Source organism: Bradyrhizobium sp. B124 (genome assembly GCF_038967635.1).
Classification (GTDB): Bacteria; Pseudomonadota; Alphaproteobacteria; order Rhizobiales; family Xanthobacteraceae; genus Bradyrhizobium.
Genome location: NZ_CP152413.1, coordinates 5,183,982 through 5,209,735, shown reverse-complemented (window position 1 = coordinate 5,209,735; position 25,754 = coordinate 5,183,982). Strand labels below are relative to the sequence as shown.

At 60.2% G+C, this 25,754-nt stretch carries 26 protein-coding genes and 1 pseudogene; 21 read left to right on the top strand and 6 right to left on the bottom strand.

Features of this window, described 5'->3' with window-relative positions:
* Positions 1-316 precede the first annotated feature (316 nt).
* Both AAFG13_RS24830 and AAFG13_RS24825 read left to right on the top strand, forming a co-directional pair.
* Positions 317-1,246: an AraC family transcriptional regulator gene (locus tag AAFG13_RS24830; protein ID WP_212316621.1), complete on the top strand. Its 930-nt coding sequence runs from the start codon at positions 317-319 to the stop codon at positions 1,244-1,246.
* A 217-nt stretch (positions 1,247-1,463) separates the two neighbouring features.
* Positions 1,464-2,402 carry an AraC family transcriptional regulator gene (locus tag AAFG13_RS24825; RefSeq protein WP_212316623.1) on the top strand — a complete coding sequence of 313 codons (939 nt, stop codon included), beginning with the start codon at positions 1,464-1,466 and terminating at the stop codon, positions 2,400-2,402.
* A 20-nt stretch (positions 2,403-2,422) separates the two neighbouring features.
* On the opposite strand, the gene AAFG13_RS24820 is transcribed toward AAFG13_RS24825, so the two are convergent.
* Complete coding sequence (locus tag AAFG13_RS24820) at positions 2,423-3,349, bottom strand: catalase (protein ID WP_342708516.1); 927 nt, start codon at positions 3,347-3,349, stop codon at positions 2,423-2,425.
* A gap of 246 nt (positions 3,350-3,595) precedes the next feature.
* Positions 3,596-4,510 (bottom strand): LysR family transcriptional regulator, encoded by a 915-nt coding sequence (locus AAFG13_RS24815; protein ID WP_212316627.1) that lies wholly within the window; start codon positions 4,508-4,510, stop codon positions 3,596-3,598.
* Between the two features lie 298 nt (positions 4,511-4,808).
* Here AAFG13_RS24815 and AAFG13_RS24810 point away from each other — a divergent pair, with 298 nt between their 5' ends.
* The 4 genes and pseudogenes from AAFG13_RS24810 to AAFG13_RS24795 all read left to right on the top strand — a co-directional run.
* Positions 4,809-5,369 carry a flavin reductase family protein gene (locus tag AAFG13_RS24810; protein ID WP_212316629.1) on the top strand — a complete coding sequence of 187 codons (561 nt, stop codon included), beginning with the start codon at positions 4,809-4,811 and terminating at the stop codon, positions 5,367-5,369.
* Positions 5,366-5,776 carry a nuclear transport factor 2 family protein gene (locus tag AAFG13_RS24805; protein ID WP_342708515.1) on the top strand — a complete coding sequence of 137 codons (411 nt, stop codon included), beginning with the start codon at positions 5,366-5,368 and terminating at the stop codon, positions 5,774-5,776. Before AAFG13_RS24810 ends, AAFG13_RS24805 begins: the two co-directional genes overlap by 4 nt.
* 22 nt (positions 5,777-5,798) lie before the next feature.
* The gene (locus AAFG13_RS24800) at positions 5,799-7,379 is read left to right on the top strand and encodes a 4-hydroxyphenylacetate 3-hydroxylase N-terminal domain-containing protein (protein ID WP_249132034.1); all 1,581 of its coding nucleotides are present in this window, start codon (positions 5,799-5,801) and stop codon (positions 7,377-7,379) included.
* Between the two features lie 96 nt (positions 7,380-7,475).
* Positions 7,476-7,568: pseudogene (locus AAFG13_RS24795) on the top strand (hydroxyquinol 1,2-dioxygenase); the annotation flags it as partial.
* Between the two features lie 464 nt (positions 7,569-8,032).
* On the opposite strand, the gene AAFG13_RS24790 reads toward AAFG13_RS24795, so the two are convergent.
* Entirely contained in the window at positions 8,033-8,659 is a 627-nt protein-coding gene (locus AAFG13_RS24790; protein ID WP_212316633.1) for an Lrp/AsnC family transcriptional regulator, read from the bottom strand.
* A 417-nt stretch (positions 8,660-9,076) separates the two neighbouring features.
* Here AAFG13_RS24790 and AAFG13_RS24785 point away from each other — a divergent pair, with 417 nt between their 5' ends.
* From AAFG13_RS24785 to AAFG13_RS24730, 12 genes are all read left to right on the top strand, one after another.
* The gene (locus tag AAFG13_RS24785) at positions 9,077-9,427 is read left to right on the top strand and encodes a VOC family protein (protein WP_212316635.1); all 351 of its coding nucleotides are present in this window, start codon (positions 9,077-9,079) and stop codon (positions 9,425-9,427) included.
* A 100-nt stretch (positions 9,428-9,527) separates the two neighbouring features.
* The gene (locus AAFG13_RS24780) at positions 9,528-10,016 is read left to right on the top strand and encodes a flavin reductase family protein (RefSeq protein ID WP_212316637.1); all 489 of its coding nucleotides are present in this window, start codon (positions 9,528-9,530) and stop codon (positions 10,014-10,016) included.
* 6 nt (positions 10,017-10,022) lie between these two features.
* Complete coding sequence (locus AAFG13_RS24775; protein WP_342708514.1) at positions 10,023-10,892, top strand: branched-chain amino acid ABC transporter permease; 870 nt, start codon at positions 10,023-10,025, stop codon at positions 10,890-10,892.
* Positions 10,876-11,907, top strand: a complete 1,032-nt coding sequence (locus AAFG13_RS24770) for a branched-chain amino acid ABC transporter permease (RefSeq protein WP_342708513.1) — start codon at positions 10,876-10,878, stop codon at positions 11,905-11,907. Before AAFG13_RS24775 ends, AAFG13_RS24770 begins: the two co-directional genes overlap by 17 nt.
* Positions 11,904-12,629 (top strand): ABC transporter ATP-binding protein, encoded by a 726-nt coding sequence (locus tag AAFG13_RS24765; RefSeq protein ID WP_212316640.1) that lies wholly within the window; start codon positions 11,904-11,906, stop codon positions 12,627-12,629. Before AAFG13_RS24770 ends, AAFG13_RS24765 begins: the two co-directional genes overlap by 4 nt.
* Positions 12,622-13,341 carry an ABC transporter ATP-binding protein gene (locus tag AAFG13_RS24760; protein WP_212316642.1) on the top strand — a complete coding sequence of 240 codons (720 nt, stop codon included), beginning with the start codon at positions 12,622-12,624 and terminating at the stop codon, positions 13,339-13,341. The genes AAFG13_RS24765 and AAFG13_RS24760 overlap by 8 nt, the downstream gene beginning before the upstream one ends.
* Positions 13,342-13,506: 165 nt before the next feature.
* Positions 13,507-14,274: an enoyl-CoA hydratase/isomerase family protein gene (locus tag AAFG13_RS24755; protein WP_342708512.1), complete on the top strand. Its 768-nt coding sequence runs from the start codon at positions 13,507-13,509 to the stop codon at positions 14,272-14,274.
* Complete coding sequence (locus AAFG13_RS24750; protein WP_342708511.1) at positions 14,275-15,042, top strand: creatininase family protein; 768 nt, start codon at positions 14,275-14,277, stop codon at positions 15,040-15,042.
* Positions 15,043-15,237: 195 nt separating this feature from the next.
* Positions 15,238-16,368: an LLM class flavin-dependent oxidoreductase gene (locus tag AAFG13_RS24745; protein WP_212316648.1), complete on the top strand. Its 1,131-nt coding sequence runs from the start codon at positions 15,238-15,240 to the stop codon at positions 16,366-16,368.
* A gap of 29 nt (positions 16,369-16,397) precedes the next feature.
* Positions 16,398-17,177, top strand: a complete 780-nt coding sequence (locus AAFG13_RS24740; protein ID WP_212316650.1) for an enoyl-CoA hydratase-related protein — start codon at positions 16,398-16,400, stop codon at positions 17,175-17,177.
* 1 nt (position 17,178) lies between these two features.
* A complete protein-coding gene (locus tag AAFG13_RS24735) occupies positions 17,179-19,050 on the top strand; it encodes an AMP-binding protein (protein WP_342708510.1) in 1,872 nt (623 codons plus the stop codon).
* A 96-nt stretch (positions 19,051-19,146) separates the two neighbouring features.
* The gene (locus AAFG13_RS24730; RefSeq protein ID WP_342708509.1) at positions 19,147-20,379 is read left to right on the top strand and encodes an ABC transporter substrate-binding protein; all 1,233 of its coding nucleotides are present in this window, start codon (positions 19,147-19,149) and stop codon (positions 20,377-20,379) included.
* Positions 20,380-20,421: 42 nt separating this feature from the next.
* Here the strand turns inward: AAFG13_RS24730 and AAFG13_RS24725 are convergent, their stop codons facing one another.
* Positions 20,422-21,285 (bottom strand): helix-turn-helix transcriptional regulator, encoded by an 864-nt coding sequence (locus AAFG13_RS24725; protein ID WP_342708508.1) that lies wholly within the window; start codon positions 21,283-21,285, stop codon positions 20,422-20,424.
* A 492-nt stretch (positions 21,286-21,777) separates the two neighbouring features.
* Here AAFG13_RS24725 and AAFG13_RS24720 point away from each other — a divergent pair, with 492 nt between their 5' ends.
* The 3 genes from AAFG13_RS24720 (at position 21,778) to AAFG13_RS24710 (ending at position 23,468) form a co-directional block, all read left to right on the top strand.
* Positions 21,778-21,969, top strand: a complete 192-nt coding sequence (locus AAFG13_RS24720) for a hypothetical protein (RefSeq protein WP_212316658.1) — start codon at positions 21,778-21,780, stop codon at positions 21,967-21,969.
* A 276-nt stretch (positions 21,970-22,245) separates the two neighbouring features.
* Entirely contained in the window at positions 22,246-22,455 is a 210-nt protein-coding gene (locus AAFG13_RS24715) for a hypothetical protein (protein ID WP_212316660.1), read from the top strand.
* 98 nt (positions 22,456-22,553) lie between these two features.
* Complete coding sequence (locus tag AAFG13_RS24710; protein ID WP_342708507.1) at positions 22,554-23,468, top strand: DUF5996 family protein; 915 nt, start codon at positions 22,554-22,556, stop codon at positions 23,466-23,468.
* A gap of 111 nt (positions 23,469-23,579) precedes the next feature.
* Here AAFG13_RS24710 and AAFG13_RS24705 read toward each other — a convergent pair whose 3' ends face one another.
* Positions 23,580-23,774 (bottom strand): hypothetical protein, encoded by a 195-nt coding sequence (locus AAFG13_RS24705; RefSeq protein ID WP_342708506.1) that lies wholly within the window; start codon positions 23,772-23,774, stop codon positions 23,580-23,582.
* A 180-nt stretch (positions 23,775-23,954) separates the two neighbouring features.
* On the bottom strand, positions 23,955-25,562 hold the full coding sequence (locus AAFG13_RS24700; RefSeq protein WP_342708505.1) for an AMP-binding protein: 1,608 nt from the start codon (positions 25,560-25,562) through the stop codon (positions 23,955-23,957).
* Between the last annotated feature and the right edge of the window lie 192 nt (positions 25,563-25,754).

Sequence of the window (25,754 nt, the reverse complement as noted above, 5' to 3'; positions counted from 1 at the left end):
GCGCGTTCTAGGCGCGGAGAACTACGGTTTCTTTCCTAAAACGGAGGTGTTTTGCCAAATTCTGCTTGAGGCTTCGCTTGCTTAACGTCCTTGTGATCGGTGGCCGTAGACTTTAGGTCAGCCTCGCTGATAGGTTTTGTCCTCGATCGCGCCGTGAGTGTTGAAATCCCTGCGGAAAATGTCGCGTCGTAAAGCGGTCATAATGGCCGTTCGTGTCGCTCCAAATCTAGACCGCAGCGTGCCGATCCCTGATAATTGCGGGCGCGGCGATTGAAGAACCGCTCGCCCCGACCCCTTGCGATGAGAACCGACATCCATGACCCAGGCAGGCACCTTCGGACAGAGGGTCAGGCAGTACCTGCACCTGAAAGACGTGCCAAGCTCGCTGGTAACCCGCTCAACGCGCGGAATTGATCTTGCCGCCAGCGAAACGCAGAATGACAATCCTGTGCCAGGTCTCTCGGGGTCGATGGCAGACGAGGCTTATATCGTCAGCCTGAAACTTCACGACTATCCGGAGTGCGAACTCTGGAAGCACGGTAAGTGTGTCACGAAGGCGGATGTCAAGGCCGGTACGACGTGGCTGTATGATCTCAGGCAAGATCCTCGCTATGTGATCGACAAGCCGTTCCATTCAATCCAGTTTTATCTGCCACGTTCGGCGCTCGATCGTGTTGCTGAAGAAGCGGGCGCGCCACACGCCGATGATCTTGCCTGTCAATTTGGTACTGGTCATGACGACGACGTGATGCGCCATGTCGGGGCGTCGCTGCTGCAAGCGCTGCGTCGACCGGACGAAGCGAACCAACTTTTCATTGATCACATGATGCTCGCGTTCGGCGCGCATATCGCACAGGCCTATGGTGGACTGCAGCGCGTCACCAGGTCGGCTCGTGGCAGCCTCGCGCCTTGGCAGGTAAGGCGAGCTTGTGAAAGGCTAGATTCCGATCTGGGCGGTAAACTTTCGCTGCAACAGATCGCGGCTGAATTTGGCCTTTCGGTCGGCCATTTCTCACGTGCCTTTCGCGGTTCCACCGGTCTGCCGCCTCATCAATGGCTGCTTCGCCAGCGCCTGAAGGCTGCGAAGCAGTTGATGACAGTGCGTGAGTTGCCATTGGCCGAGATCGCGATATCTGCCGGCTTTGCCAACCAAAGTCACTTTACGCGGGTGTTTACGGCCACGCTCGGGATCAGCCCGGGCGTGTGGCGCCGCGAAAAGCTCGGCATGTCCGGAGGGGATACGTGATGCCGGCCAATGCGAGAATTGCGGGTTGTGTTCCAGAACGGCTGTGTTTTGCCTGAACCCGGCTTCAATCTCTGCTTGCCTGACGTCGTGTGATGAGTGGCCCGTAGGCGCTAGGTCAGCATCGTTGATCGATGTCTTTCGCGTAATAGGGTAATGAACGCAGCCCGCAGGCGAGCGAGAACCGCCTGGCCCAGCTACCAGCGATGAGACCGGCCACATGACAGAGAGGGGTTTCTACGGCGAGAATGCCAAGCAGTTCTGTCGCCTTGAGCAGCAACCGTCCTCGTTGATTACGCGTTCGCTGCGCAACACCGAAATCGCCGTCACTGAGACCCGCGATGATGCCCCCGCGCGAAGCCTTTCCGGCGCGATGCCCCTTGAGGACTCCTTTGTTGTTAGCCTGAAACTTAACGACTACCCGAGCTGCGAGCTCTGGGCACACGGCAAATGTGTTACCAAGGCCGATATCCGAGCGGGCGCAACGTATCTGTATGACATGAAGACGGATCTGCGCTTCGTTATCAACAAGCCGTTCCACTCTCTCCATTTCTATCTTCCGCGCTCAGCGCTCGACGGCATCGCCGAGCAATTCCGTGCACCGCGCGTTGGTCAGCTGCCTTGTCAGCTTGGCGTCGGCCATGACGACGCAGTCGTCCGTCATATCGGTGGGGCGCTCCTGCCAGCGCTACGCCGGCCGACCGAGACCAGCCGGCTCTTCATCGATTACACGATGCTCGCACTTACGGCGCACGTCGCGCAGACCTATGGCAGAATGCGCGTCACTAAGTCGGTCCACGGCGGTCTCGCGCCTTGGCAGTTGAAACGGGCCTGCGAAAGGCTGGATGCCGATCTGGGCGGAGAACTTTCGCTACAACAAATTGCAGCTGAGTTCGACCTTTCGGTGAGCTATTTTTCACGGGCTTTTCGTAGCTCCGCCGGCTTGCCGCCGCATCAGTGGCTGCTTCGCCAGCGCGTGAAGGCCGCAAAGCAGCTGATGACGGTGCGCGAGTTGCCCTTGGCCGAGATTGCGATATCGGCCGGCTTTGCCAACCAGAGTCACTTCACGCGGGTGTTTACGGCCACGGTCGGGATCAGCCCGGGAGTATGGCGCCGCGAAAAGCTCGGCCTGTCCGAAGGGATGCGTGATTCTGGGTAAATGCGCGGCAGCGCGTCCGATCAGCGGCGCATCTTCAGCGAGATGGCGTAGGCCACGGCCCGCGCAGCAAAGATCTCGTCGTGCGGGTGGCCAATGCCTTCGGCAAGTTTTGCTGGATCGAACATGGAGCCATCGCAAGCTTCGTTTGGCTCGATGCCGGTGATCACTATCGTACCAAGGCGCACTGCCTCGCGATTATCCTCATCGGGCCATCGAACAGTCAGGTCCATGATAGGGTCATTGGGCCGGTCAAGCAGCGCCATTACGCTGAAGCGCATATTGCCTTTCTTGACACGCCGTTTGAGTTCGGTGTGCAGGAAGTCAATTGACCTCGTGTTCGCGGGCGATTCGGTCAGCGCCACTTCGCCGCCGACCGGCGCGATCTTGAATTTGATGAACCGTGTCTCGTCCATCGCATTGGTGGCAGGAAAGCAATGCACACCCCAATAGGTCGTGCTGGCAAAGCTCGCCGGCGGCGGCCGCGCGGCGATGTAGTTGACTTGATGCAGTGTTTCGGGATTAGCAGCAGAGAACGCTCGGATTTTTTCCGAATCCAGCTTTCCATCGGGGCCCGGAACGCGTACCTCGAGGAACGCTATCATCTGCTCAAGCGTCCGTGCATAATGAACGGGACAGTCTTGTGCAAGGATGTCTGAGCGATGGTTGCTGTTGCCGAGTCTGAAGCTGAAGCCGCGCGGCACGAGATTTTCGCTATCCGCCACATTGGGATCGCCGTCGCCCACCGAGAAGCGCGCCAACACGCGTGATGGTCTTGTGAAGCTTCGCGATCTAGTAATTTCTTCCGCCTGATTTGACGGAATGTAGGTGCCGTGGACGCATTGGCCTTTGGCAAAGCTGGCGCGCGCTTTTGGCGGATCGCCAGCCACCGCTTTCAGCGCGTCAACAATCGAGGCGGGCGAAGGAGCGCCCTTCGGGAACTCGGACATGGCGACCTTGGTTCGAAAGCCGGTAATCGTAAAGGTCTACCTGGCCGAACGTGCCGTCGCCCCCGAGCGATTGACCTGATTGCAGAGCGATTGCTGCTAATGGATAAGTCTCGGCAATAATTCAAGAATTGTCCGTATGAATAGGTAAATTCGTAGGCTGGGGCGCCTGCTTGGCGCAGGCGCACAATCGCCGCCGTCGCCGCCGTCCGCCCACGGGGTGTCGCGAAACTTCTGGATGTTTCAGGTTCAGCTCATTTCTTTGGCCACGGATGAAAGCTTTTCGCGCAGCCACTTATGTCCTGGGTCGGTAGTATGGCGGGGGTGCCAGTACATGGCCTCATGAATATCCGGGAGGGCGTGCGGAGGCGCGAGCAATCTAATCTTCAATGTCGCGGCTAGCTTCTTGGCGGCCCGCTCCAGGACGAGACTCACCAATCGAGTCCCCTGAATTAGAAACGGATTGAGCAGAAAGCTTTCAACCGTCACCTGGATGCGGCGGGCTATGCCCGCGTTTGCAAGGTGCTGGTCGGCGAGGTTCAGTTGCCTATCAGTGCCGATCCCGTAAACGAGGTGGGGCAATTGAAGAAATTGTTCCTCGGTAAGCACATCACCGGCGATATCAGGGTGATCGGCATCGACGGCGCAAAGCCAGCGATCGCTCAGCAGCGCGCAGCTCGGGTAATCACTTGAACCGAACAGTTCGGTGGGCTCGATAACGATGTCGGCCTGATTGGTCTGCAAAACGCGCGCGGCGTCTCGCGCTCGGGGCAGCAGATGTATGGTCACATTCGGAGCCTCGTTTGCAATCATTCGGACGAGCGGAGTCAAAAGGACCAATCCCGCATAATCGGATGCGCTAATAGAAAATGTTCTGGCATCACTTGCGGGATCGAAACTCGGACGCCGCAGCAGAGTCTGTTCGATCCTATTCAGCGCGTCTTTTAGCGGAACGATCAGCTCTTCTGCATTTCGCGTCAGGACCAAATCCCGGCCGGCGCGCACGAGCAACGGATCACCGAAGATGTCGCGAAGCCGAGCGAGTGCGGCGCTCATCGCCGATTGACTGAGCCCGATACGTTCCCCGGCTCGACTGACGTTTCGTTCGGTGAGGAGAGCATCAAGGATCACAAGGAGATTCAGATCGATGTTTCGCAGGTTCATCGCAGTCCCCCAATGAAAGGGGCGAGCCTAGCAAACTGAACGATAACGCACCACGCAAATGCGAAGCCGACGATCGCGACCTGGCGGAGCGGCATTCACCCGAGCTGAAGGGCTATGTGTGCAGCGTCCGCTTATTCGTTCATCGATTGACGCGTTTGCGGGCATCCGATCCTGTCGCTGCATCGCAGCAGCCGAGTGATCCATGCCACGGATAGTTGGGATTTCAAATATCGATTAGATTTTGACGCCGACGCCACCTAGCCTCTTCGACAGAAGAATTGTCGCAACGAGGCGCGCGATGAAGAGAGCGAAAAAAGTCGGAGGAATAGCCGCCAGATGTTCGTCTTCGCAAACCGAAGTGGACGCGAATGCGTTTCGGGCGGCGATGCGTCACTTTGTCGGAAGTGTGAGTGTCGTAACTACCTGGCACGACGGTAGACCATGGGGAATGACGATTAATTCGTTCACCTCGATCTGCATGGATCCCCCCACGATTCTGGTCTGTCTGAACAGCAAGACCGTTACTGCAGCGGACGTTCGCGATTTCGGGCGGTTCGCCGTCAATCTTCTCAGTCAGGACCAACGTCATCTTTCGGAGGTTTGTTCGCGTCCGAATGGCGACAAGTACGTCGATGAACATGTCTTGCCGGCAGAGAGAGTGTTGGGAGCGAACGGGATACCTAAGGTGCGAGATGCGTCGGTGGTTTTCACATGCCGGACGGTCGAGCAATTGATCGTCGGCAGCCATCTCGTTGCGATCGCTGCAATCGAGAGCATCGATGCTCCGGGCCCTCGCCCGCCATTGCTCTACGGGCATGGTCGCTACATGCACGGTATCGATTTGGAGGCGCGAGCATGAGGTTGTCGGTCGAACTAACCCCGATCGGGATCGCAAAGAAGCTCTACGCTGCTTACGACAATCATGATCCCGATACGATCCGTGAATTGTATCGCGATGACGCGACGCACGATGAAGTGTCTCAAATGCGCACGAAGCGCGGGGTCGACGAAATCGTGTCCGGAATGCAGAAGCTGTTTTCGTGGCTGCCCGATGTTCGCTGGGAAGTAAAGGCGATGGTTGGTGGGGAAGATGGGGCAGTCGCGACCTTCTATACCATGCACGCGACAGCGCCGCGCAAAGACAGCATTCAGCTGGCCAAGGCCATTTCCCTGCGAGGTGTCCAACTCGTCAAGATCGAGGGCGGCTTGATACGCTGCAGCGAAGACTACTGGGACGCTGCAACGCTTCAGCGACAACTTTCCTGACAACCCCCAAGGAGGACTGACAATGAGATCCGGTGCTGAATATCTTGCGTCGCTTCGCGACGGGCGGCGCGTGTACGTTGGAGGCGAATTGATTGAGGACGTAACGTCCCATCCGATGACCAAGGGCTACGCCAACGCGATCGCCGAGTACTACGATCTTCATCTTGATCCAAAATATCAAGATATCGCGACGTTCGCCGACGATGCGGGCAATCGGCAGTCCATGCATTGGTTCCTTCCTCGGTCCAAGGAGGACGTTATCAAGCGTCGCGAGTACTGCGATTTTCTGTGCCGTCACTTCAAGGGTGGGATCTTCACGCGGCCGCCGGCCGGAATGAACGTCGTTATGTTTACCCAGGTTGACGACCAGAAGCCCTGGTCGGACAATTCGCGGTTCTCTGGAAAGAAGCGAGATCTCTCCGGCAATATCCAGCGTCAGTGGGAAGAGGTGACATCGAAGGACTTTGCCATTTCCCCGATGTTCCTCGACGTGCAATTCGACCGCGGTCGCGACAATGCAATGGCCGAGACGCCAATGCTCAAAATTATCGAGGAGCGCGACGACGGCATTCTCGTTCGGGGGTGGAAGGCAATCGGCACGTCTGTCCCGTTCGTCAATCATCTCCTGATCGGGAACCTGTGGCGTCCTGGCCAGACTCCGGAGCAGACCGTTTACGCGTTGATCCCGATCGCGACGAAGGGGATCTCAGTCGTCGCGCGCAAGTCCAACGCTCAGCCAGATGCCGACCCGTATGACCGCCCCCTGGCCACGATCGGCGACGAGCTGGATGCGATGGTCTACTTCGACGATGCCGTTATTCCGTGGGATTGCGTCCAACATGTTGGCAATCCGGAACATGCCAAGTGGTATCCGCAACGCCAGTTTGACTGGGTACACCTCGAGACCCAAATCCGACATTGCGTCCACGCCGAACTGATGGTCGGTCTTGCGCTGCTTCTCACCCAGTCTCTGGGCACCAGCAACAATCCCGTCGTCCAAGCTCAGCTGGCCGAACTCATTCGCTTCCGCGAGACGTGCCGCGCATTCATGATTGCGGCCGAGGAGACAGGCTTCGCTACTCCTGGCGGTCTGTTCAAGCCGAACAACATCTACATTGACTTCGGCCGAGCCTACTATCTTGAGAACCAGAACAAGATGGTCAACATGCTCATCGATTTCTGCGGCCGCGGAGTCGTCATCCAGCCGTCGAAGCGGGAGCTCGAGGATCCCTACATCGGCCCGAAACTCGCCGAAGCGTTACGCGGCGCCGAGATAAGTGCCCACGACCGTATCAAGATCTTCCGTCAGATCAGCGAGCGATTCCTGACCGAATGGGGAAACCGGCACGAGATGTTCGAGAAGTTCAACGGGACGCCGCTCTATCTGATCAATCTGCTGACGATGCAGCGCACGGAATATCAGGTCGACGGCCCGTTAACAGAGCTAGCTCGCCAAGTTCTCGGTTTTGGCGATACGGCGGAGCTCGGCAAGCGAGCCCAGGAGGAGCAGAAGAGTTCGCACTATGCCAACGTTCGCTTCCAGCCCGACTACGCCAAGGCGCAGGACGTCCAGAAGCGCTACATGAGCACCGCGGCCGAATAACAGCAGGCTAGATCGGCAACAGAAAGGGGTCGCGATTGTCCATCGGACATTCGCGATCCCACTCGTGGACTTTCAGGGCGCGACATCGCCGCACTTCAAACGCTGGTGACGCACGTATTCGCAGAGGGCGACGAATATCTCGATTCCGACGTGGTATTCGGCGTCAAGGATAGCCTGGTTGCGAGTTTGTGCTGATGCCGGCCGGAGTCGCGCCCGATGGCGTTTTCCGCGACTCCCCTTTCTCTCATTTGCACTACGACTTTGGTGTCAAACAGTCTTAATGCCGCAGGCGATACGAACATCGCCCAGGATAGCCGCCGGCAGGGATCCCCTGAGGCTCGCCGAATTGCGCGGCCTCGGGCAGACGGCTCCGAGGCCGTTCACAGAAACGATGTAAGCGGACCAGTCTGATTTCTGATTTGAAATCAATTAGATGGCTATGGCGTCACGATGTGCGGCTGGTGAGCAAGTTTGGCTCTAGCTTCTCTCTCTCCGCCACCGCTCGATTTTGCACGCCAGATTACGATCTCGCGCGATTTCCTACGACCCGCGAAAATGGCCAGGCGGCGGACTCTGGCATTGTTGACGAGGTGTCGGGATCCGGCGGGTGGTCAGCATGGCGTCGTGGCCATCCTTCGAGGGCACATCGGCCGCTAGAGACCGGCCGTATTGTGATCAAGCGCGCGCGAAGTCTCGATGCTCATGCTGCCGTCAAACCTCGGCTGAGGCCTAGCGTCGTATTGCGGCTCGGCCGATCGATCGATGCGTCGGGAGCTTGAATGAGACGACTTGATCTGAACGGGCTGGTTCGAGTCGATCGGAAGCACCGTCTTGTGAGAAATCCGCTTCAATGCCAGATTTGAACGGATGCTGGTCACGCCGGCTATGCGCGAGAGCTTGTTTACGATGAGGTCTTCGAGAGCCGCGATGTCAGACACCATCACGCGGAGCAGGTAATCGCTGTCTCCCGTCATTAGGTAACACTCCATCACCTGGCTCAGGCGATCGATTGAGCGCGTGAAGTTCTCGAGCGATAGCTGAACCTGCTTCTCAAGCTTAACCTGGATGAAGGCGGTGACGCCGATGCCGAGGACTGCCGGATCGAGTACGGCGATCCGTCGATCGATCACGCCGAGCTTCTCGAGCGTACGAACTCGGACAAGGCACGGCGACGGCGAAAGGTTGACGCGGGAAGCAAGCTCGACATTGGTCAGACTGGCGTTCTGCTGGAGCTCATTCAAAATCTTGATGTCGATCCTGTCGAGAGCCGTCGTTGTCATGTCGTTCTCCCATGGGCGAATGGTCGTTGTATCGAGGCCCGGTGCCGCGCGTTATCCCGCGTGGTGACATCTCGATGACACGAATGCTAACCGCAGCCGCGGTTGTAGAATTTCGACGAAATGACGACTTATATCGAAAAACGGTCAATCTCCTTCGGGCTGGCCGCCTATCCGGCGCCGCAGAGTTGGCAGGGACGTCGTGGTCGGCTTCGGGTATCCGGAGCACGCGATCGCCGACCCGCGGCCGCTGAGGAATGACGTCAAAGGCCGGATGCGGCAGCATAAGATGCCGATTGATCATGCGGGAGGTGAACTGTTTGAGCATTCATGCCGGGGCCGCTGCGCCACGATCGCAGGACAGCCGAAGTCTGCGGAGAAATCGCAGATCGACGGGGCGCTCGGAATCGGGAGTGACACATGAAGCTCAAGCAGGCTTACCTCACCGCCGCGAAGCCCGAAGCGCTGGCCGGGTTTTACGAGGCGCTCGGATTGCCGATCCGCTTCGCTGACGGCGGAAAGTGGATTCAATTCGCAGGCGAGAAAGCCGCCCTTTGCATCGCAAGCCCGGCCGAATCCGTCTCCGTGCCGTCTCGGAATGCCGTCCTCGTGTTCGAGGTGGATGATCTGGAGGGGGCTCTGAAGCGCGCGCAGGCGCAGGGCGCGCAGGCGCTTGGCGAGGTTCGTGACATGGGCGCGCACGGCCGGGTCGCTGATTTCAGGGACCCGGAAAACAATACGATCCAGCTCTTTCAAGCCGCACCCAGATAGGCGGGCGAATCAGCCCTCTGGACAGCTTGGTCTCTATGTATCGGAGCAATCCATCATGATGAACTTCCGAGTGTCGCCCATGCCCGGTCAAGAAATCCCGATGTTCAGCAGCACGGAATTCCGCAGCGCCATGCGCAACGTCCCGGGCGCCGTGTCGATCGTCACGACAGGCGCGCGGCCGTGCAGGCACGGTTTGACACTGACGGCCGGTTGCTCGGTGTCGACAGAGCCATCGAGCGTGCTGGTCTGCGTCAACAAGTCGGCCGGCGCCCATGATACGATCAAGCAGAGCGGATCATTCTGCTGGAACATCCTCACGGCGGATCACGCTGCGTTGGCGCAGAAATTCGCAGGGCAGGACGGCAGCAAGGGCGACATACGGTTCAGCGAAGGCTTGTGGCGCGAGCTCGCGACGGGGGCGCCGAGTCTCGTCGAGGCGATCTGCAGCTTTGATTGCCGAGTGTCCGGTTCGCACGATGCCGGCAGTCATACGATCTTCGTCGGCGAGGTGGTCGCGCAGGCGACAAACGCCGATCGCGAACCCCTTGTCTATGTGAAGGGTGAATTCACCGTGCCCAAGCGCCAGTAACCACCGATGCTGTCACTCTGGCTCAATGTTCTCGCGAGCGGCATTCTGCTCGGTCTCGTCTACGGGCTCGTAGCGCTCGGCCTGACGATCATTTTTGGCGTCATGCGCGTCGTCAACTTCGCACACGGTGAGATGGTCGTGTTCGGCGTCTACATCGGCTATTGGGCCGTCCGCCTTTGGGACGTGCCGATCATCGTCGCGGCAGCGATCGCAGCGGTCGTGATGTTCATTTTTGGATATTTTCTGGAGGCCCTGCTCGTCAAACGGTTCGTCAACCGGCCGCATCACTATCAATTCATCGTCTTCATCGGTCTGTCGCTGCTCTTCAGCGGCGCCCTGCTGGTGGCATTCGGGCCGGATCCGCGCCCGACCGCATCCCAGCTCTCGTTTCACACCGTGTCGCTCGGCTTCGTGACGCTGGATATGGCGCGACTTCAGGCGGCGGCAACCGCAGGCCTGCTCATCACGCTGCTGGGGGCGTATCTGAAGTTTTCATCGTTCGGCCGGTCCTTGCGGGCGGCCGCGGACAACCGCTTGGGCGGCCTTGTCGTCGGGCTGAACATTCCTCGGATCTATGCGGTGACGTTTGGTATCGGAGCGGCCTGCGCGGGCGTTGCCGGCGCATTGATATCTCCCTTGTTCGACGCCCAGCCATATCTCGCGGTCGACTTTACCCTGCTGGCTTTCATGACAGTCATCGTCGGTGGTCTCGGTAGTTTCAGTGGTGCGCTGCTGGGTGGCCTGATGATTGGCGTCGCCGAAGCGATTGCTGCGTTGATGTTCGCTCCGTCGATGAAGACGGCGCTTCCATATGCGCTCCTGATCCTCGTCCTGATTTTCCGTCCGAGAGGGTTTTTTGGTGCAAAAGAGATTTGATGGCGGGACCGAAGTGAAGCGGTGGCTCGCCGGGGGATCGGTCCTTGTTGTCCTTGCCTTGGTCGGCGCGCTGGCAAGCCCGTACCTCATCTCGTTGCTGACGATCGTGCTGCTGTTCACGTTCCTTGGGCAATCCTGGAATTTGATGCTGGGGATAGGCGGGCAACTGTCGATCGGTCATGCCCTCTTTGTCGGTCTGGGCGCCTATTCGGTGGCCGTCCTCGACGTCAAGTACGGCGTCTCTCCGTGGATAGGCCTTTTGCTCGGAATGGTCATTGCCGGGTCTGCCGGCGCGGTGCTGGCGTGGTTGAGCTTCCGGTTTGAAGTGCGTGGAATCTATTTCGCCCTGCTGACGATTGCCGCTGCCGAATTCGCCCGGATCATGTTCGGTGGCTGGGAGTTTGTTGGCGCCATGCAGGGGCTGTTCTTTCCCGCGCCGACGGGCGCAATCGACATCTCGATGCTCCGGGGAGACGCGCGCTTCTACTACTTCATGGCTCTTGCTCTGGCGGCATTGGGGATCGTTGGAACCGAAATGATATCGCGATCGTACTTCGGATATGTCTGGCGAGCGATGAGGGACGATGAACAGGCCGCGCGCTCTCTCGGTGTCCGCGCATTCCGGCACAAGATCCTTGTGATTGCGATCTCGGCGGCGACCGCGGCCGCGGGTGGTGGAATTCTGGCGCTGGTGCAGGGATCGATATTCCCGGATTCGATCATGGGCATGGGGCTCTCCGTCGACGTCCTGATAGGGCCCGTGGTCGGCGGGTTGGGCACGACGTTTGGTCCGCTGGTCGGGTCGCTCGCAGCTATTCCCCTGAACCATCTGATGAGCGCTCTCGGCGACAGTCTTCGGATCCCGGGACTGAACAGTATCGCGTACGGTGTCGTGCTGGTGCTGGTCGTCTGGTTCCTGCCCGACGGCATCTGGCCGGCGATCGTGCGGATCTGCAAGACAGTCCAGCTGCCGTCCCGGCTGTGGCTGCCGCAACCGAGGAAGGCCGAGGAATGACTGCCTTGCTCGAGGTGAAGAATCTCTCCAAATCGTTCGGCGGATTGGTCGCCGTGAACGATGTCAGCTTCGCGTTGGAAGCCGGACGTATCACCGCACTGATCGGGCCGAACGGGGCCGGAAAAACGACATGCTTCAATCTCGTTGCGGGCGCCATGCGGCCGACCAGTGGGCAGGTGGTCTTCGAGGGACATCCGATCGAGAATGCACCGCCTGAACTTGTTTGCAGGATGGGCATCGCGCGGACATTCCAGATCGTACGGCCGATGCGCGACATGTCGGTGCTCGAGAACGCAATGGTCGGCGCCTTCAGCTGGACCAGGAACGTCAGCGAAGCCAGGTCGACGGCATACGAGTCCCTTGAAAGTGTTGGACTTGCCGGCAAGGCCAATGCGCGGACGGACCAGCTGACGCTGCCGGATCGGAAAATGCTGGAAACCGCCAAGGCGCTATCCACGCGACCTAGGCTACTGCTGCTGGACGAGGTCATGGCGGGCCTCCGCCCCACCGAAGCCGCGGGTGTTGTCCGCGTGCTGCGGAAACTTGCTGAGGGCGGACTGACGATCCTGCTCGTCGAGCACGTCATGCGGATCGTGATGGAGGTCGCGTCGCGTGTCGTCGTCCTTCATCACGGCGCCAAGATCGCCGAAGGACGTCCTGAAGAGGTGGTCGCAGATCCGATGGTCCTCGAGAGCTATCTGGGGGCGGGCTTCCATGCCTGACGAGGCGCTCTTATCGATCGACGGCCTTTCCGTTGCGTATGACGGATCGAACGCGCTGAACGGTGTTTCCTTGCAGATCCGCAAGGGCGAGCTGATCTGCGTCGTCGGTGCGAACGGTGCGGGAAAGACCTCGCTGATCAGATCGATCTCGGGCATCGTGCCATCTTCGAGCGGCGTCGTGAAAATGAATGGCGTCGATATCACCGGGATGCCGCCATGGGAGGTCTGCGAACGCGGCATTGCGCAGGTCGCCGAAGGCCGGCAGATTTTCGGGAGCCTTTCCGTCGAGGAAAATCTGCTCCTGGGTGGTTCCCTGAAGCGTGCGAAAGCCGGCCGACTTGAAGCGCTTGAACGCGTCTATCAATTGTTTGAGCGGCTTCGAGAGCGCAGGCGGCAATTGGCCGGGACGCTATCCGGTGGCGAGCAGCAGATGCTGGCCATCGGGCGCGCGATCATGTCGAAGCCTGAAATCGTCATGTTCGACGAGCCGTCCATCGGGCTGTCGCCGGCCTTGACGGACGTGATGTTTGGCGTAGTGAAATCGCTGCACGAGCAAGGGATCACGGTGTTGCTGATCGAGCAGAACGTCGCGAAATCCCTTGCGTTGAGCAATCGCGGCTACGTCCTCGAGAACGGCTCGATCGTGCTGCACGGACCGAGCGACGAACTGCTGAGCAATTCCGAGATTCAGCGCGCTTATCTTGGAATGTAGTGGCGTTTCGCGGCTGCGGCATTGGTCCGGCCGGCGAGGAGCACGGAGCGTATGAAGCAGAAAATGCTGCGATCCAGCGCTGCGGTAGCGATTTGTGTCGACGCTCGCTGATGCGGATGCGTTGTATGGCAACCGATTCCGGGGTGCGTCGCATAGGTTGACCCTATGCAGAACGACGGCACCCTTCGCGTCGAGCGCGACCTCGACATGGTTACGATGACCTTGAACCGGCCGCCGGCCAATGCCTTGAACAACGGACTGGTCAAGCGTTTGCTGGACACGATTCGTGCGGTGTCCGCTGAAGCGTCACCGCCAGGTATCGTCTTGACCGGCGGAGGTGATCGCTTCTTCAGTGCGGGTGGCGATATCAAGGAAGTCGCCGGCATCGAGATTTCCAGACCCCGCATGCGGGACTTCCACGCGCTCTTGTGCGAGATGGAGCGATATCCGGGCCCGCTCGTCTGCGCCGTCCGTGGCTATGCGGTCGGAGGCGCCCTGGAACTCCTGCTTCACGCCGATTACGTCGTCGCAGATCATGCCTGCATGATCGGGTTTCCCGAGATAAACCACGGTCTCCTACCAGCGGCCAAGGGAATGCGGCAAGCTGTGCGGAAACTGGGGCTTCGGGAAGCACAGGCATTGCTTTACCGGGGCGACTTGGTCGACGCCCGGAAGGCGCTCGAAATCGGAGCGATCAGCGAGGTCACAACCACCGCTGATGTGACGGGTCGTGCCCTGGAGGTATGCAGGCATCTTCGCGGGAAGGAACCGAAACTATTCGCCGCGATCAAGCGCTCGTTGAACTTGACGGGACAAATGGATGACGCTTCGCTTGAGGCGATGACGATCGAGGATCTCGGCGCCTATTTGACCGGGGATAGCTCGGCAGACGCGCGCGCCCGTTTCCTGTCGAAGAATTCAAAGAAGGCTTGAATGGCCGTACTGCCACCCCTTGAAGAAATCCGCCTGGAGCTGATGAGCTTCGAGGAGGTGTCGGCTGCCCTGGCGCAAGGATATTCGACGGCCTTGATACCGTGCGGCGCTGTCGAGCAGCATGGGCCGCACCTTCCGCTGTGTATGGATGCCGATCACGCGGAGGCGCTCGCGGCAAGACTGGCGCAGCATCTCGGCCCGGCTCTGATAGCCCCGACGATCAAGGTCGGCTGTTCGGCCCACCATCTTGTTTTCCCCGGTACGGTCTCGCTTCGACCGGAAACCTTCGAATCGATCTGCCTCGATTACTGCACGAGTCTTGCCCAGCACGGCTTCAAGCGGATCCTGCTGTTCTCCGGGCACATCGGAAACTTTCCCGTCCTGCGCGACATGCTTCCTCGGTTGAGGCGTGCGGTTGCGTCCGACGTTGAGATCGATGCGTTCTGCGACGCAATCGCCTGGGTCGACAGGTGGCGAAGCGCGGTCGGAGACGCCGGCGGTGACCCCAACGCAGTCGGCGGGCACGCCGATATCGCGGAGACGTCGCTCATGATGTGGCTCCGCCCCGATAGCGTGCGGCTGGACCGGTTCGAGGTGGGGTACCTGGGCGCGCTGTCTGAACAGCAGCTTCAGTCCATGTGGAAGAATGGGATCAAGTCGATCACGCACAACGGGATCATTGGCGATCCGCACGGATCGACCGTCGAGATCGGTGCGCAATGCCTCGAGGCGATCGCGGATCTACTGGCGACCTCGTTTGCCAGATGAGGCGACGCCGGCCTCTTACGCGCCGCCTGGCGCGGGAAACTGCCAGCGGTGGTGTTGATTGCGGACAGGAAGTGATCCGCCTGCCTGCAGCACAAAATTTGGAAAGCTGCGGGGCCACCACCAGCATTCGGACGAAAATGTTGCCGTGCCTATGAAATCCTCTGCCATCTCGAATTTCCCAGGGGACTTTAGAAGATGGCACTTTCGTTCGGGTTCTGGTCGGAGCAGGAAACCCAGGTCGGGCAGAGCTATGCGCGACGACTGCACGAACTGGTTGACGAGGTGCGCCTCGCGGAAAAGATGGGGTTCGACTGCGTCGCGCTGTCCGAGCAGCACGTCGCGCTTGGCGGCATCTCGAGCTCCGCTCCGGAAGTGGTCTACGGCTATCTCGCCGCGGTGACGTCGCGCGTGAAGCTGAGGTCTGCGGTGACCCTGATGCCGCAGAAGATCAATCATGCCTTGCGCTCGGCGGAGCGGCTGGCCGTCACCGATATTCTGTCGCATGGCCGCATGGAGTTCTACGCCGGCCGCGCCAACACGACCATCGCAATGCGTGCCTTCAACGTCGATCCCAGCGAAACGCTTGCCCAGATGGAAGAGGGGATCGCGCTTCTGAAGAAATCGATGCGCGAGGATATCTTCACCTTCGAGGGGAAGTACTACCAGATTCCGCCGCGGATGCTCGTGCCAAAGCCCCTGCAGAAGCCGCATCCGGTCATCGGCATCGCCGCGACGAGCGAGCGGAGTCACGCCTGGGCGGGATCCGAGGGCCTCGCCGTGATGAGCGCTTCGATTTACCAGGGGTGGGACGTCCAGCGAAGGCTTCTCGATACCTATCGACGCGCCTGGAAGCGCGACGAGCAGGGTCCGCTCGAGCGTCCGCGCGTCGGCCTTCCGCTGTTCTTCGGCATTGGTCCGACGGATCAGAAGGCGAAGGACGACTACGCCGAGCCGCTGATGCACTACGCGAGGATCTCGACCGACGCGTATCCCCGCCTGGCGAAGCTCGCGGATGACTATGCGTATATGAGCGAGAGCGTTCCGGCCATGGAGCGCGCCGGAAGAGACTGGGACTATCTGCTCAACCATTCAGCGACAACGGTTTGCGGGAGTCCCGACACCGTTATTCGCCAGATCGAGAAGTTCCAGGAGCTGGGCATCGACGAAGTGCTGCTGCATCTCGACTCGGTCAGCCACGAGAAGATCATGGAAGCGATCGAAATGTGCGGCCGCTACATCATTCCGCACTTCAACGACAAGAACAACGTCGTGCGGCCCACGGAAGACATTCTCGCGCAAATCCGGGCCATGCGGCCTCAAAAGTGAATTCACAGAGAAACGGAACGGAACCAGCGATGTCACAGCACAGCTGCAAGTACCTGCTCGTCGAGAAGCGCTCCAGCGGCGTTGCCGTTGTGACGATGAACCGGCCCGAAATCCTGAACGCCATCAACTGGGATATGCACGAGGAGCTGGAGCGGGTGTTCGTCGACCTTGACCATGACAAGGACGTCCGCGCGATCGTGCTGACCGGCGCGGGGCGCGGCTTCTGTTCCGGCGGTGATCAGAAGTCGCTCGACAAGGGGCCGCTGCCGTCGCCGACAAGGAGCGGACGTCACCTGATCCGCAACATGCTCGAGGTCGAGGTACCGATCGTGGCAGCCGTCAACGGCGTTGCCGTCGGGCTCGGGGCGACACTTGCGCTGTTTTGCGATGTCATCTTCGCGAGTCCGACCGCGCGATTTGCCGATACGCATGTGACGGCGGGCGTGGTTGCGGGTGATGGCGGTGCGGTGATCTGGCCGCTGCTGATGGGGCCGGTACGCGCCAAGCACTACCTGATGACGGGAGAGTTCATCTCCGCCGAGAAGGCCGCCGCCATGGGCATGATCAACGAGGTCATTTCGGGCAGGGACGTCAAGGACGCGGCGATCGAATACGGCGAGATGCTTGCAAGCGGCCCTCGGGAGTCGATCATCTGGACGAAGTACAGCGTCAACAAGATCATCAAGCAGTATGCGCATCTGGTGCTCGACACCTCGGCCGCGCTGGAGATGCTGACGTTCGCGCTGCCCGAGCGCCGCGAGGCCGTCGCCGCTTTCGCCGAGAAGCGGAAGCGGTTCGCGGAGCGGTGAGATGGACGTCGAATCCATCACCTCGGGCGCTCAACTCGTCGACGTGACCATTCCGCAGCTTCTGAACGCGCGACGGGCGGAGCGGCCCGAGACGGTCGCCTACAAGCAAAAGCGTCGCGGCGCATGGATCGCCGCGACCTGGCGGCAGTATTCGGGTCAGGTGGCGAATCTGGCGGCCGCTCTGCAGCAAGCCGGATTCGCGCGCGGTGATCGCGCAGCCATCATGGGGGATGTATCCCAGGAATGGCTGCTCGCCGACATGGCGACGATCTGCGCCGGCGGTGTCATGGTCGGCGTGTATTTTACCTCGTCGCCGGAGGAAGTTGGTTACTACCTGAGTGATTCCGGCGCCTCCTTCATCTTTGTCGGCAGCGAGCTTCAGCTTGGCATCGTCCTGGCGTCCGGCCAGGCCGAAGAGGTGCGGAAGATCATCGTGCTCGATCCGGAATGGAATGGGATCGATGCGGCGGCGAACGTCGTGTCGCTCAGCGCCTTTTGCGAAGGGATCTCGGTCGACGCCGATGGATTCCTTCGCGAGCAGGTCGCGCAAGCCAAGGCGAGCGACCTGGTCAGCATCGGATACACATCCGGCACCACCGGCTTTCCGAAGGGCGCGATGCTGACCCATTTGTCGCTGCTCGCCGGCGCGCACAGCGTGACGACGTTCAGCCCGAGGATGCGTTCCGACGCGCACCGCGTCGTCGTGCATCTGCCGATGTCGCATACGGTTGCGCGCGCGCAGGCAACGACGTTGCCGTTGCTCGCCCGGATGGTGCCGCATTTCGGCGAGACCAGCATGGAGTTCGCCCAGACCATCAAGGATGTGAAGCCGACGTATTTCATGGCGCCGCCCCGCTTCTATCAGCGGTTTGCCACCCAGATCCTCAGCAAGGTCCATTCCGGATCGGCGAAGCAGAAGCAGGACTATCAGTTTGCGATGACGATCGCGCGCAAGGCGCTCGACGACCGCCAGGCTGGAGGCGCGCCGGATCCCCTGATATCGGCGCTGTTCGCCGTGTGCCAGGACCAGATATTCCGTCCGCTGCTTGCTGAAGTCGGGTTCGAGGAGCTCGCGATCACCTACACATCTTCGGCGGCGATGCCTTCCGAACTGATGTCGCTCTGGCAGCTATGGGGATTGCAACTGAAGGAATGCTACGGCCAGACTGAGCTGGTCGGCGCCAATCTGGTCCAGATGGCGGAATGGCCGGAAGCCGGCACCGTTGGTGTGCCCGTGCATGATGCGGCCTGGGAGACGGCGGTTCTCGAGGACGGGGAGATGATTGTCCGGGGGCCAGGGCTCTTCGTCGGCTACTGGAACAAGCCGGAGGAAACGAAATCGGCGCTGCGCGATGGTTGGCTTTACACCGGAGACATCGTGGATATCGGCCCGACAGGCCTCTTCAAGCTGGTCGATCGCAAAAAAGAGATCATCAACACGTCCAACGGCAAATCCATCAGCCCGACGCAGATCGAGAATGAAATCCGGCACAGTCCGTTCATTTCCGAAGCCGCGGTGATCGGAGAAGGAAAGAAGTATCTCACCGCGCTGATCGAAGTCGACGCGATCGCGACGATGGAGTGGGCCCGATCGCGGGATATTCGGATCGCGCAGTACGCGGATCTGGCAAATTCCGAAATCGTCGTCCGGATGATCGAAGGCGAGATCGGCAAGGCCAACAGCAGATTGGCCAGGGCCGAACAGATCAAGGCCTTCCGGATCTTGCCGGAAGAGCTGTCTCCCGAGAATGGCGTGATGACTCCGACCAGGAAGAAGCGCCGGAGGCAGATCATCGAGAGATATCGCTCGTTGATCGATACGCTTTACGACGAAAGTGAAGACGATCTGGTCAAGGCCGAGATGAGAAGGTGATCTGAGCGGACGCATCTGCCGCTTGCGTCGCCAGTCATCGAGCTTTTCGATTGGATCGCCTCAATATTCATGCAGCCGACTGAGGGAGAACGTCACATGATGAATCGCAACGAAAGTGGTCTGACGCGCCGTGCGCTGCTCGGCAGCAGCGTTGGCGCCGCCGCCGGGCTCGTATCGTGGCCGGCGAAGGCAAACGCTCCCGGCAACGTGCGGGTAGGCGCGATCAATCCGAGCAGCGGCGTTTTGGCATTTCCCGGCCAGGCCTGTGTGCGCGGGATCGATGCCGGTGCGAAGTTCGCCAAGGAGAAGTTTGGAATAGACATGGAAATCATCCATGCCGATACCCAGAGCAGGCCGGAGAACGGGCGAATTGCGGCCGAGAACCTGATCCGGCAGGGCTGCACGGTGCTCATCGGAGCCTGGGACTCCGGCGCAACCATATCCGCGCTGCAGGCCGCGGAAGCCGCAAAGGTCCCGATGGTGGTGCATATCGCGAGTGCGACCCAGGTGACTTCGCAGGGTTTCACCCAGGTCTTTCGTTACTATCCGACGTCGCTGACGGTCGTCAGGAAGTCGCTGATCGAACTGAAGTCGCTGTTGTCGTCGCTCAAGGATGTGCCGACGAGTGCAGCCATCATGCATCTCAACAACACGATGGGGCAATCGACGGCGGCCAGCATCGATCAGGCCTGGAAGGAGGTCGATGTCCCTCTGGAGATTGCCCAGTACATCCCGTACGACGAGAAGGCGAGGGATCTTTCGGTTGAGGTGGCGAAGGCGAAAGCCTCGGGCGCCGACGCGCTGGTATCGGTGACGCGCGTCAACGATGCCATCATGATCATCCGGGAATGCGTCAAGCAGGGATGGAATCCCAGATTGATCTTCTCGCCGAACTCGAACGGAGTCCAAGACAAGGCATACTACGACGCATTGGGCAAATACGGTGACGGCGCGATACTGTCGACACTATGGTACAACCCGAAGGCTCCCGACGCCGCAGCGATCCTCAAGCGGTTTGCGTCCGACTATCCAAACGACTGGCTTGACGCAAATTCAGGATGCGCGTTCGAGGCCGTGCAGATCGTTGCGGACGCCGTGAGCCGCGCCGGCTCTTCTGAATCGGCCGCTATCCATGCCGCGCTCAAGGCAACCGATATGACGCCGATCCTGATGTCCAGCGGCAGGATCAAGTTCGATGCCAGCGGTCAAAACATGGGGGGCGACGTGACTCTGCTGCAGGGGCAGAACGGCAGGCCGCGCGTGGTGGCGCCGCAAGCCGTGGCCGAGGCAACCCTCCAGTACCCGCTGGTGCCGTTCAATTCGAGATAGAGCATTGCCGGCCGCGGCTCAGGATACGAAGTCGCAAGCTGCTTATTCGACCGGTTCGCGGCCGACGAAGCTGGATCGCTCGGCGAGGAAGCGACGAGGGCTCTTGCCCATTGCCTTCTTGAACATGGTGATGAAAGCGCTGGGCGTCTCGTAGCCCAGATCGAGTGATACGGCTTGTACGGAATATCCGTCCGATAGTCGCTGCAACGCGACCAGGATGTGAAGCCGCTGTCGCCAGCGCCCGAACGTCATCCCGGTTTCCTTGAATACCAGACGGGCGAATGTGCGCTCGCTCATCGCGTATCGTGCAGCCAGTTCCTCGACCGTGCTCCGATCGGCAGGATCATTGAGAAGGGATGTGGCCAGATGCTGGAGCCGGCTATCAGCGGAGATCGGCAGGTAGAGCTGCTCGGTGGACATCTGCACCAGTTCGTCGAGCAATACGCGCCCAAGTCGACTTGTCGGCCCCTCGATCGGATACAGGGGCGGAAATACCGACAATCGATGAATTAACTCGCGGACGAGCGACGATATCGTGAATGTGCAGCAGGTCGTCGGAAGCATGCTCGCCTGCGGATCGATGAAGACGACGTAGACCTTTCTGGAACCTGACATGCAGTTGCTGTGCAGAACGCCGGCGGGTATCCATACCGCACCCTGCGGCGGAACGATCCATAGTCCTCCTGGTGCACGACACATGACCGATCCATGAGAGGCGACCACCAATTGCCCCTTCTTGTGCGAATGAAGTGGGAGCTCATCGTTCCCCTGGCCTGTCTCGATGCAGAGAGAGATAATCGGTCGGTCGAACTGGTCCGGATCGATCGGATCGTAATTGATCCGAAGGTCCGGCAAATTCATTCGGGCAAAGCCGTCATTCGTTTCAACAGCGGGTGACTTCTGCATGGAATTCTCGCGTGAAGACCGCAGTTCCGGTCTGTTGGGCGGCTGTGAGGCCGGCGGAGGATTCCTTCAGAGGATAGCCCTCGGACACATGATCGTCACGGGAAAGTAGGGCGGTCGAGAGAAAATGCCGCGGCAGGCTGAATGCGGGTCGCCTGACGCCGGCAAGCGCGAACGGCAGCGTCAACGCCGCTCTGCCGCTACCGGATTAACGCGCGTCAATTGCGCTCGCTCTGGCCGTGCAACAACGCGCGAGCCTACTGGACCGAGGCTCTCTCAACGATCCGCGAGATTCTATTCCTGCTAGGAGAGCGGGATCTTCCCGCACCCATCGAGCCGCGCGACAATTTGCTGAAATAGGCGGAACATCTGATCCAGGCAAGTTGGCGCGAGATCCCCTTCGATCGCGCAACGCCTCGACCTTCTCATGATAGTTGCCATCAGCATATACTGAACTGGCGTATCCGAGTGGGACTGGGGTCCAGGAGGTGCCGTATGACGATGAATGAACTCGCTGACGCGCTCGAAAAGATCGACGAGGATGCATTTGCCTCTTTCCTCCTGGAGTATGAGATCACTCACGATGATGGACCCGAGGCCATGAAGACGATGATCGTCGAGGCGCTTCGGTTCGCGGATGCGCACGGCTTTCAGGCGCCCCGGCCGCCTCTCGACGAGGCCGATTAGGCTCGGGAAAAATTCATCCGCGCCGGAGATGCCGAGCGCGTGCATGCATCGCCGATGGACAGCCTGTCCTCGACGGCGCGGACAAAATGTCCAAAATGTCCGTCGTCGCCATGCGTCTCGCTACCAAGCCATTGACATTGTTTCTGTGCCCGAGTTGGCGCATTCTTTGCCATCAGGACTTTCGATGCTTTGGCGGATCGGAAACACCTGTTCATTCGAACAATCCGGCAGAGCGCGATGTTGAATGTCATTGATAGCGACATAGGAGGAACCTCAATGTCCAAGGATCATGACAAAGCCTCCCACGGATCACAGGATGCGCGGCGGCATAAGATCGACCATCAGACCCGAAACGAATGGCTGCACAGGGACGCCGGCCTTCAGGCCTTGTGGCAGGCCTCCGGCATGTCGCGGGACGAGTTCATCCAGCACAATGAAGGGGTGATCGACAAGGTTATAAGCGATAACCTTGATGCGAACCGGTAACTGGAAACAGCGCATTGGAGCAGGCTGCATGGCAGCGTAGGTTTCGCTGAATCGAGCCAGCTGCCGGGCCGTCCAACTGCCGTGTGTGAGGACACGCCATGACTGCTGGCAGCCGCACTTCCGATTTCTGGCCGGCGCTTTCCAGCCCGGCCTTCGAGCCCACGCGAAATCTTCTCCACATGGCGTTGCAGGCGGTCGGCAAGCTCAAGCTGGCCGAACCGTTTCAAGCGCAATGGGCCGAGGTGCCGTTGTGGCTCAGCGCGAGAGGGCTGACCACCGGCCCGATCCGTTGTGCGAGCGGCGCTTACGAGGTCCGCGCAGACTTCATCTCGCACGAGCTGCAGTGGCTCACGAGTTCGGGCGGATCGGGACAATTGCCGCTGGGGCCAACATCCGTTGCCGCGCTCGTCGAGGCTCTGCTCGGTCAGCTGCGTGGCGCCGGCATTGACGCTTCAATCACTCTATTGCCGCAGGAACGACCCCGTCCGATCCCCTTCAACGAGGACAAGGAGCAGCGCCCGTACGATCGCGACCTGGTCAACGCGTGGTGGCGCATCCTCCTCAGCACGCAACGCGTTCTCCAGATCTTTCAGGGCCGGTTCACGGGCAAGACGCAACCCATCGGCCTGATGTGGGGGACGTTGGACATTCGCGTGGTGTTCTACAACGGCAAGCCCGTCACACCCGCGCAAGATATCGGCTTCATCAGGCGCAATGCGATGAATGCGGAGTTGATCGAGATGGGGTGGTGGTCGGGCGATGCCTCCTATCCAAGGCCCGCGTTCTATTCCTTCACGTACCCGCAGCCGAAAGGCATCGAGAACGCCAAGGTCGCTCCGGCCGCCGCCCGCTGGGACGCCGGCATGGGCGAGTTCCTCCTCGACTACGATGACCTTCGCCAGTCCGGTGATCCCGAACGAGACCTGTTGAGCTTCCTCGAATCCACCTATCACGCTGGCGCAACCGCTGCAGGGTGGGAGTCCGGGCTGTTGGGTGGCGGCCGGCCGGAGTGACACGCGACCTTGCACTCACAACCGCTTGTGTATCACGACGGCGTGTTGGAGGCGAAACGCCAGACTTCGGCAGTAGCTCAATTGGTAGGTTTTTCTGTTCAGGTGGCCGCATCAGTCCGCGGCCTTATCGAAGTCGCACGCCATGAGTGCGGTTTCGGCCAGGCTGACGATGTCCACCCGCAGATCCGTGGTGGTCCCCTGACCGATAATGCCTTGCAGCGTCAGTTCTCCTGTGAGCGCTTCGATCATTCGTTTCATGCGTCGCTGGTACTTGATGCTCGAGCATTCGTTGTCGTGACTGAACATGTCGCAGGCTGCAATCTGCTCTTTATCGATGAATCGCCGGGGATCCAAAAATTGACATGTCCAATGGACATCGATTCCCGAAAAGGTGCTGTCGGACCAAATTGGGAGTGATTTTGGGACATGGCCGATCGGGATTTCTGGCTGGCGCCGTCGGCCGGTCGGGGCAAACTCGCTGCAGCGTCAGTCCTTGAGCAACCGCCGCAACAGCTTGCCGGCCGGTGAGCGCGGCAACTCGGTAACGAAGCTGACATCGCGCGGTACCTTGTAAGGCGCCATGTTCTGGCGCGCCCATGCCACGAGCTGGGCGGTGTCCAGTTCGGCACGCGGGGCCAGCACGATGAAGGCCTTGACCACCTCGCCCTTGGTTGCGTCGGGCGCGCCGATCACGGCTGACGCCGCCACGTCGGGGTGCTTGTTCAGAATCGATTCGACCTCTTCCGGGAAGACGCTGTAGCCGGAGACCTTGATCATCTCCTTGAAGCGTCCCATGAAGGTCAGATAGCCCTCGGCATCGAGGCGGCCCATGTCGCCGGTGTGCAGCCAGCCATCGCGCAGCGCCTCCGCGGTCGCATCAGGACGATTGCGGTAGCCCTTGAATACGCCCGGGCCGCGGATCACGATTTCGCCCGGGACGCCGGCTGGCTGGTCTGCGCCGGAGTCGGGATCGACGATCCGGATCTCGTTGCCGGGCACCGGCCTGCCGTGGGTACCCCAGCGTATTGCGTTGCGCGGCATGAAGGTGTCGACCGTGTGGGTCTCGGTCAGCCCATACGCCGCCTCGAAGCTCTCGCAGTTCGACGCGACGGCCTGCCACTGCCTGGCAAGCGCTTCGGTCCAGTCGATACCGAAACTGGTCACGGGATTGACGCGGAGGCTCCTCAATTCGAAGTCGGAAATGTTCGAGAGCTGCGTGATCGCGACGTTCATCGGCGCCACGCTGTACCACCAGCTTACCTGATAGCGGTCGATCGCCTCTGCCGTCACGAGCGGATCGAACCGGTACAGCAGCACGGACGTCGCGCCGGCGTAGACCGGTGCATTCACGCCCATCACCATGCCGGCGATGTGATACAGCGGCGCGATCGAGAGCAGCACGTCATCGCTGCCGATCCCGTTGCAGTTCACGGTCGCGGCCGTCTTGAAAATAACGTTGCGATAGGACAGCATCGCTCCCTTGGGCCGGCCCGTGCTGCCCGACGTGTAGATCATCAGCGCCGTATCGTTCATGTCGATCGCGACATCGCGGGGCGCCGCGCCGCTTGCAGCGACGGAGAGGAAGTCCTCAATTTCGCCGGCCGTATCCGCCGGCTCGGAGCCGGATGCGAGCAGTTCATCCGGAACGCCGATCGGTGGCCGCTCGGGCAGCAGGTCCGGGTAGCGGACCACGAAGACATGCTCGAGCTTCGTCTTGTCGCGGACCTGACCTACGATCGGCAATAGCGGTTCAGCCGCGACGATCACGCGCGCGCCGAGATCGTCGAGCTGGTAGGCGAGCTCGTGCTCCTTGTTCAGCGCCCCGCAGGGCGAGGCAATGGCGCCGATCTTCTGGATGCCGTATTGCGCCATCAGATATTGCGGGCAGTTGTTCATGAACAATGCGACCGGCTCGCCTTTGGCGACGCCGAGCTGTTGCAGGCGCGCCGCGAATGCATCACTCGCGCGGTCGAGCTCGAGGAACGTGATGGCGCGGCCATACCAGATGCAGGCCGGTTTCTCCGGCCGCTCACGGGCATGGCTTCGCAGTATTTCGTGCAGCGGTCGTTCGAGGTTGTCGTTGGAAGCGCTCATGATCATTGTCGCCAGGCTTATGTGCTCATATCGAGACGGAAAGGTGCAAACGGGCCGTTTCGGGAGTTATATTAGGACATCGGTACACCCGGCTTGCCTGATCCGGCTCCTGCGCGCAGGACAGGCAGAAAAAGCGCTACGATCCCCACAAGGTGGTTGTGGCGAAGTCTGGATTTCGGATTGAGTGAACGA

Coding starts and splice junctions, on each gene's coding strand:
- AAFG13_RS24830 (WP_212316621.1), top strand. CDS start 317: ATGACCCAGGCAGGCACCTTCGGACAGAGGGTCAGGCAGTACCTGCAC.
- AAFG13_RS24825 (WP_212316623.1), top strand. CDS start 1,464: ATGACAGAGAGGGGTTTCTACGGCGAGAATGCCAAGCAGTTCTGTCGC.
- AAFG13_RS24820 (WP_342708516.1), bottom strand. CDS start 3,349: ATGTCCGAGTTCCCGAAGGGCGCTCCTTCGCCCGCCTCGATTGTTGAC.
- AAFG13_RS24815 (WP_212316627.1), bottom strand. CDS start 4,510: ATGAACCTGCGAAACATCGATCTGAATCTCCTTGTGATCCTTGATGCT.
- AAFG13_RS24810 (WP_212316629.1), top strand. CDS start 4,809: ATGAAGAGAGCGAAAAAAGTCGGAGGAATAGCCGCCAGATGTTCGTCT.
- AAFG13_RS24805 (WP_342708515.1), top strand. CDS start 5,366: ATGAGGTTGTCGGTCGAACTAACCCCGATCGGGATCGCAAAGAAGCTC.
- AAFG13_RS24800 (WP_249132034.1), top strand. CDS start 5,799: ATGAGATCCGGTGCTGAATATCTTGCGTCGCTTCGCGACGGGCGGCGC.
- AAFG13_RS24790 (WP_212316633.1), bottom strand. CDS start 8,659: ATGACAACGACGGCTCTCGACAGGATCGACATCAAGATTTTGAATGAG.
- AAFG13_RS24785 (WP_212316635.1), top strand. CDS start 9,077: ATGAAGCTCAAGCAGGCTTACCTCACCGCCGCGAAGCCCGAAGCGCTG.
- AAFG13_RS24780 (WP_212316637.1), top strand. CDS start 9,528: ATGTTCAGCAGCACGGAATTCCGCAGCGCCATGCGCAACGTCCCGGGC.
- AAFG13_RS24775 (WP_342708514.1), top strand. CDS start 10,023: ATGCTGTCACTCTGGCTCAATGTTCTCGCGAGCGGCATTCTGCTCGGT.
- AAFG13_RS24765 (WP_212316640.1), top strand. CDS start 11,904: ATGACTGCCTTGCTCGAGGTGAAGAATCTCTCCAAATCGTTCGGCGGA.
- AAFG13_RS24760 (WP_212316642.1), top strand. CDS start 12,622: ATGCCTGACGAGGCGCTCTTATCGATCGACGGCCTTTCCGTTGCGTAT.
- AAFG13_RS24755 (WP_342708512.1), top strand. CDS start 13,507: ATGCAGAACGACGGCACCCTTCGCGTCGAGCGCGACCTCGACATGGTT.
- AAFG13_RS24750 (WP_342708511.1), top strand. CDS start 14,275: ATGGCCGTACTGCCACCCCTTGAAGAAATCCGCCTGGAGCTGATGAGC.
- AAFG13_RS24745 (WP_212316648.1), top strand. CDS start 15,238: ATGGCACTTTCGTTCGGGTTCTGGTCGGAGCAGGAAACCCAGGTCGGG.
- AAFG13_RS24740 (WP_212316650.1), top strand. CDS start 16,398: ATGTCACAGCACAGCTGCAAGTACCTGCTCGTCGAGAAGCGCTCCAGC.
- AAFG13_RS24735 (WP_342708510.1), top strand. CDS start 17,179: ATGGACGTCGAATCCATCACCTCGGGCGCTCAACTCGTCGACGTGACC.
- AAFG13_RS24730 (WP_342708509.1), top strand. CDS start 19,147: ATGATGAATCGCAACGAAAGTGGTCTGACGCGCCGTGCGCTGCTCGGC.
- AAFG13_RS24725 (WP_342708508.1), bottom strand. CDS start 21,285: ATGCAGAAGTCACCCGCTGTTGAAACGAATGACGGCTTTGCCCGAATG.
- AAFG13_RS24720 (WP_212316658.1), top strand. CDS start 21,778: ATGACGATGAATGAACTCGCTGACGCGCTCGAAAAGATCGACGAGGAT.
- AAFG13_RS24715 (WP_212316660.1), top strand. CDS start 22,246: ATGTCCAAGGATCATGACAAAGCCTCCCACGGATCACAGGATGCGCGG.
- AAFG13_RS24710 (WP_342708507.1), top strand. CDS start 22,554: ATGACTGCTGGCAGCCGCACTTCCGATTTCTGGCCGGCGCTTTCCAGC.
- AAFG13_RS24705 (WP_342708506.1), bottom strand. CDS start 23,774: ATGTTCAGTCACGACAACGAATGCTCGAGCATCAAGTACCAGCGACGC.
- AAFG13_RS24700 (WP_342708505.1), bottom strand. CDS start 25,562: ATGAGCGCTTCCAACGACAACCTCGAACGACCGCTGCACGAAATACTG.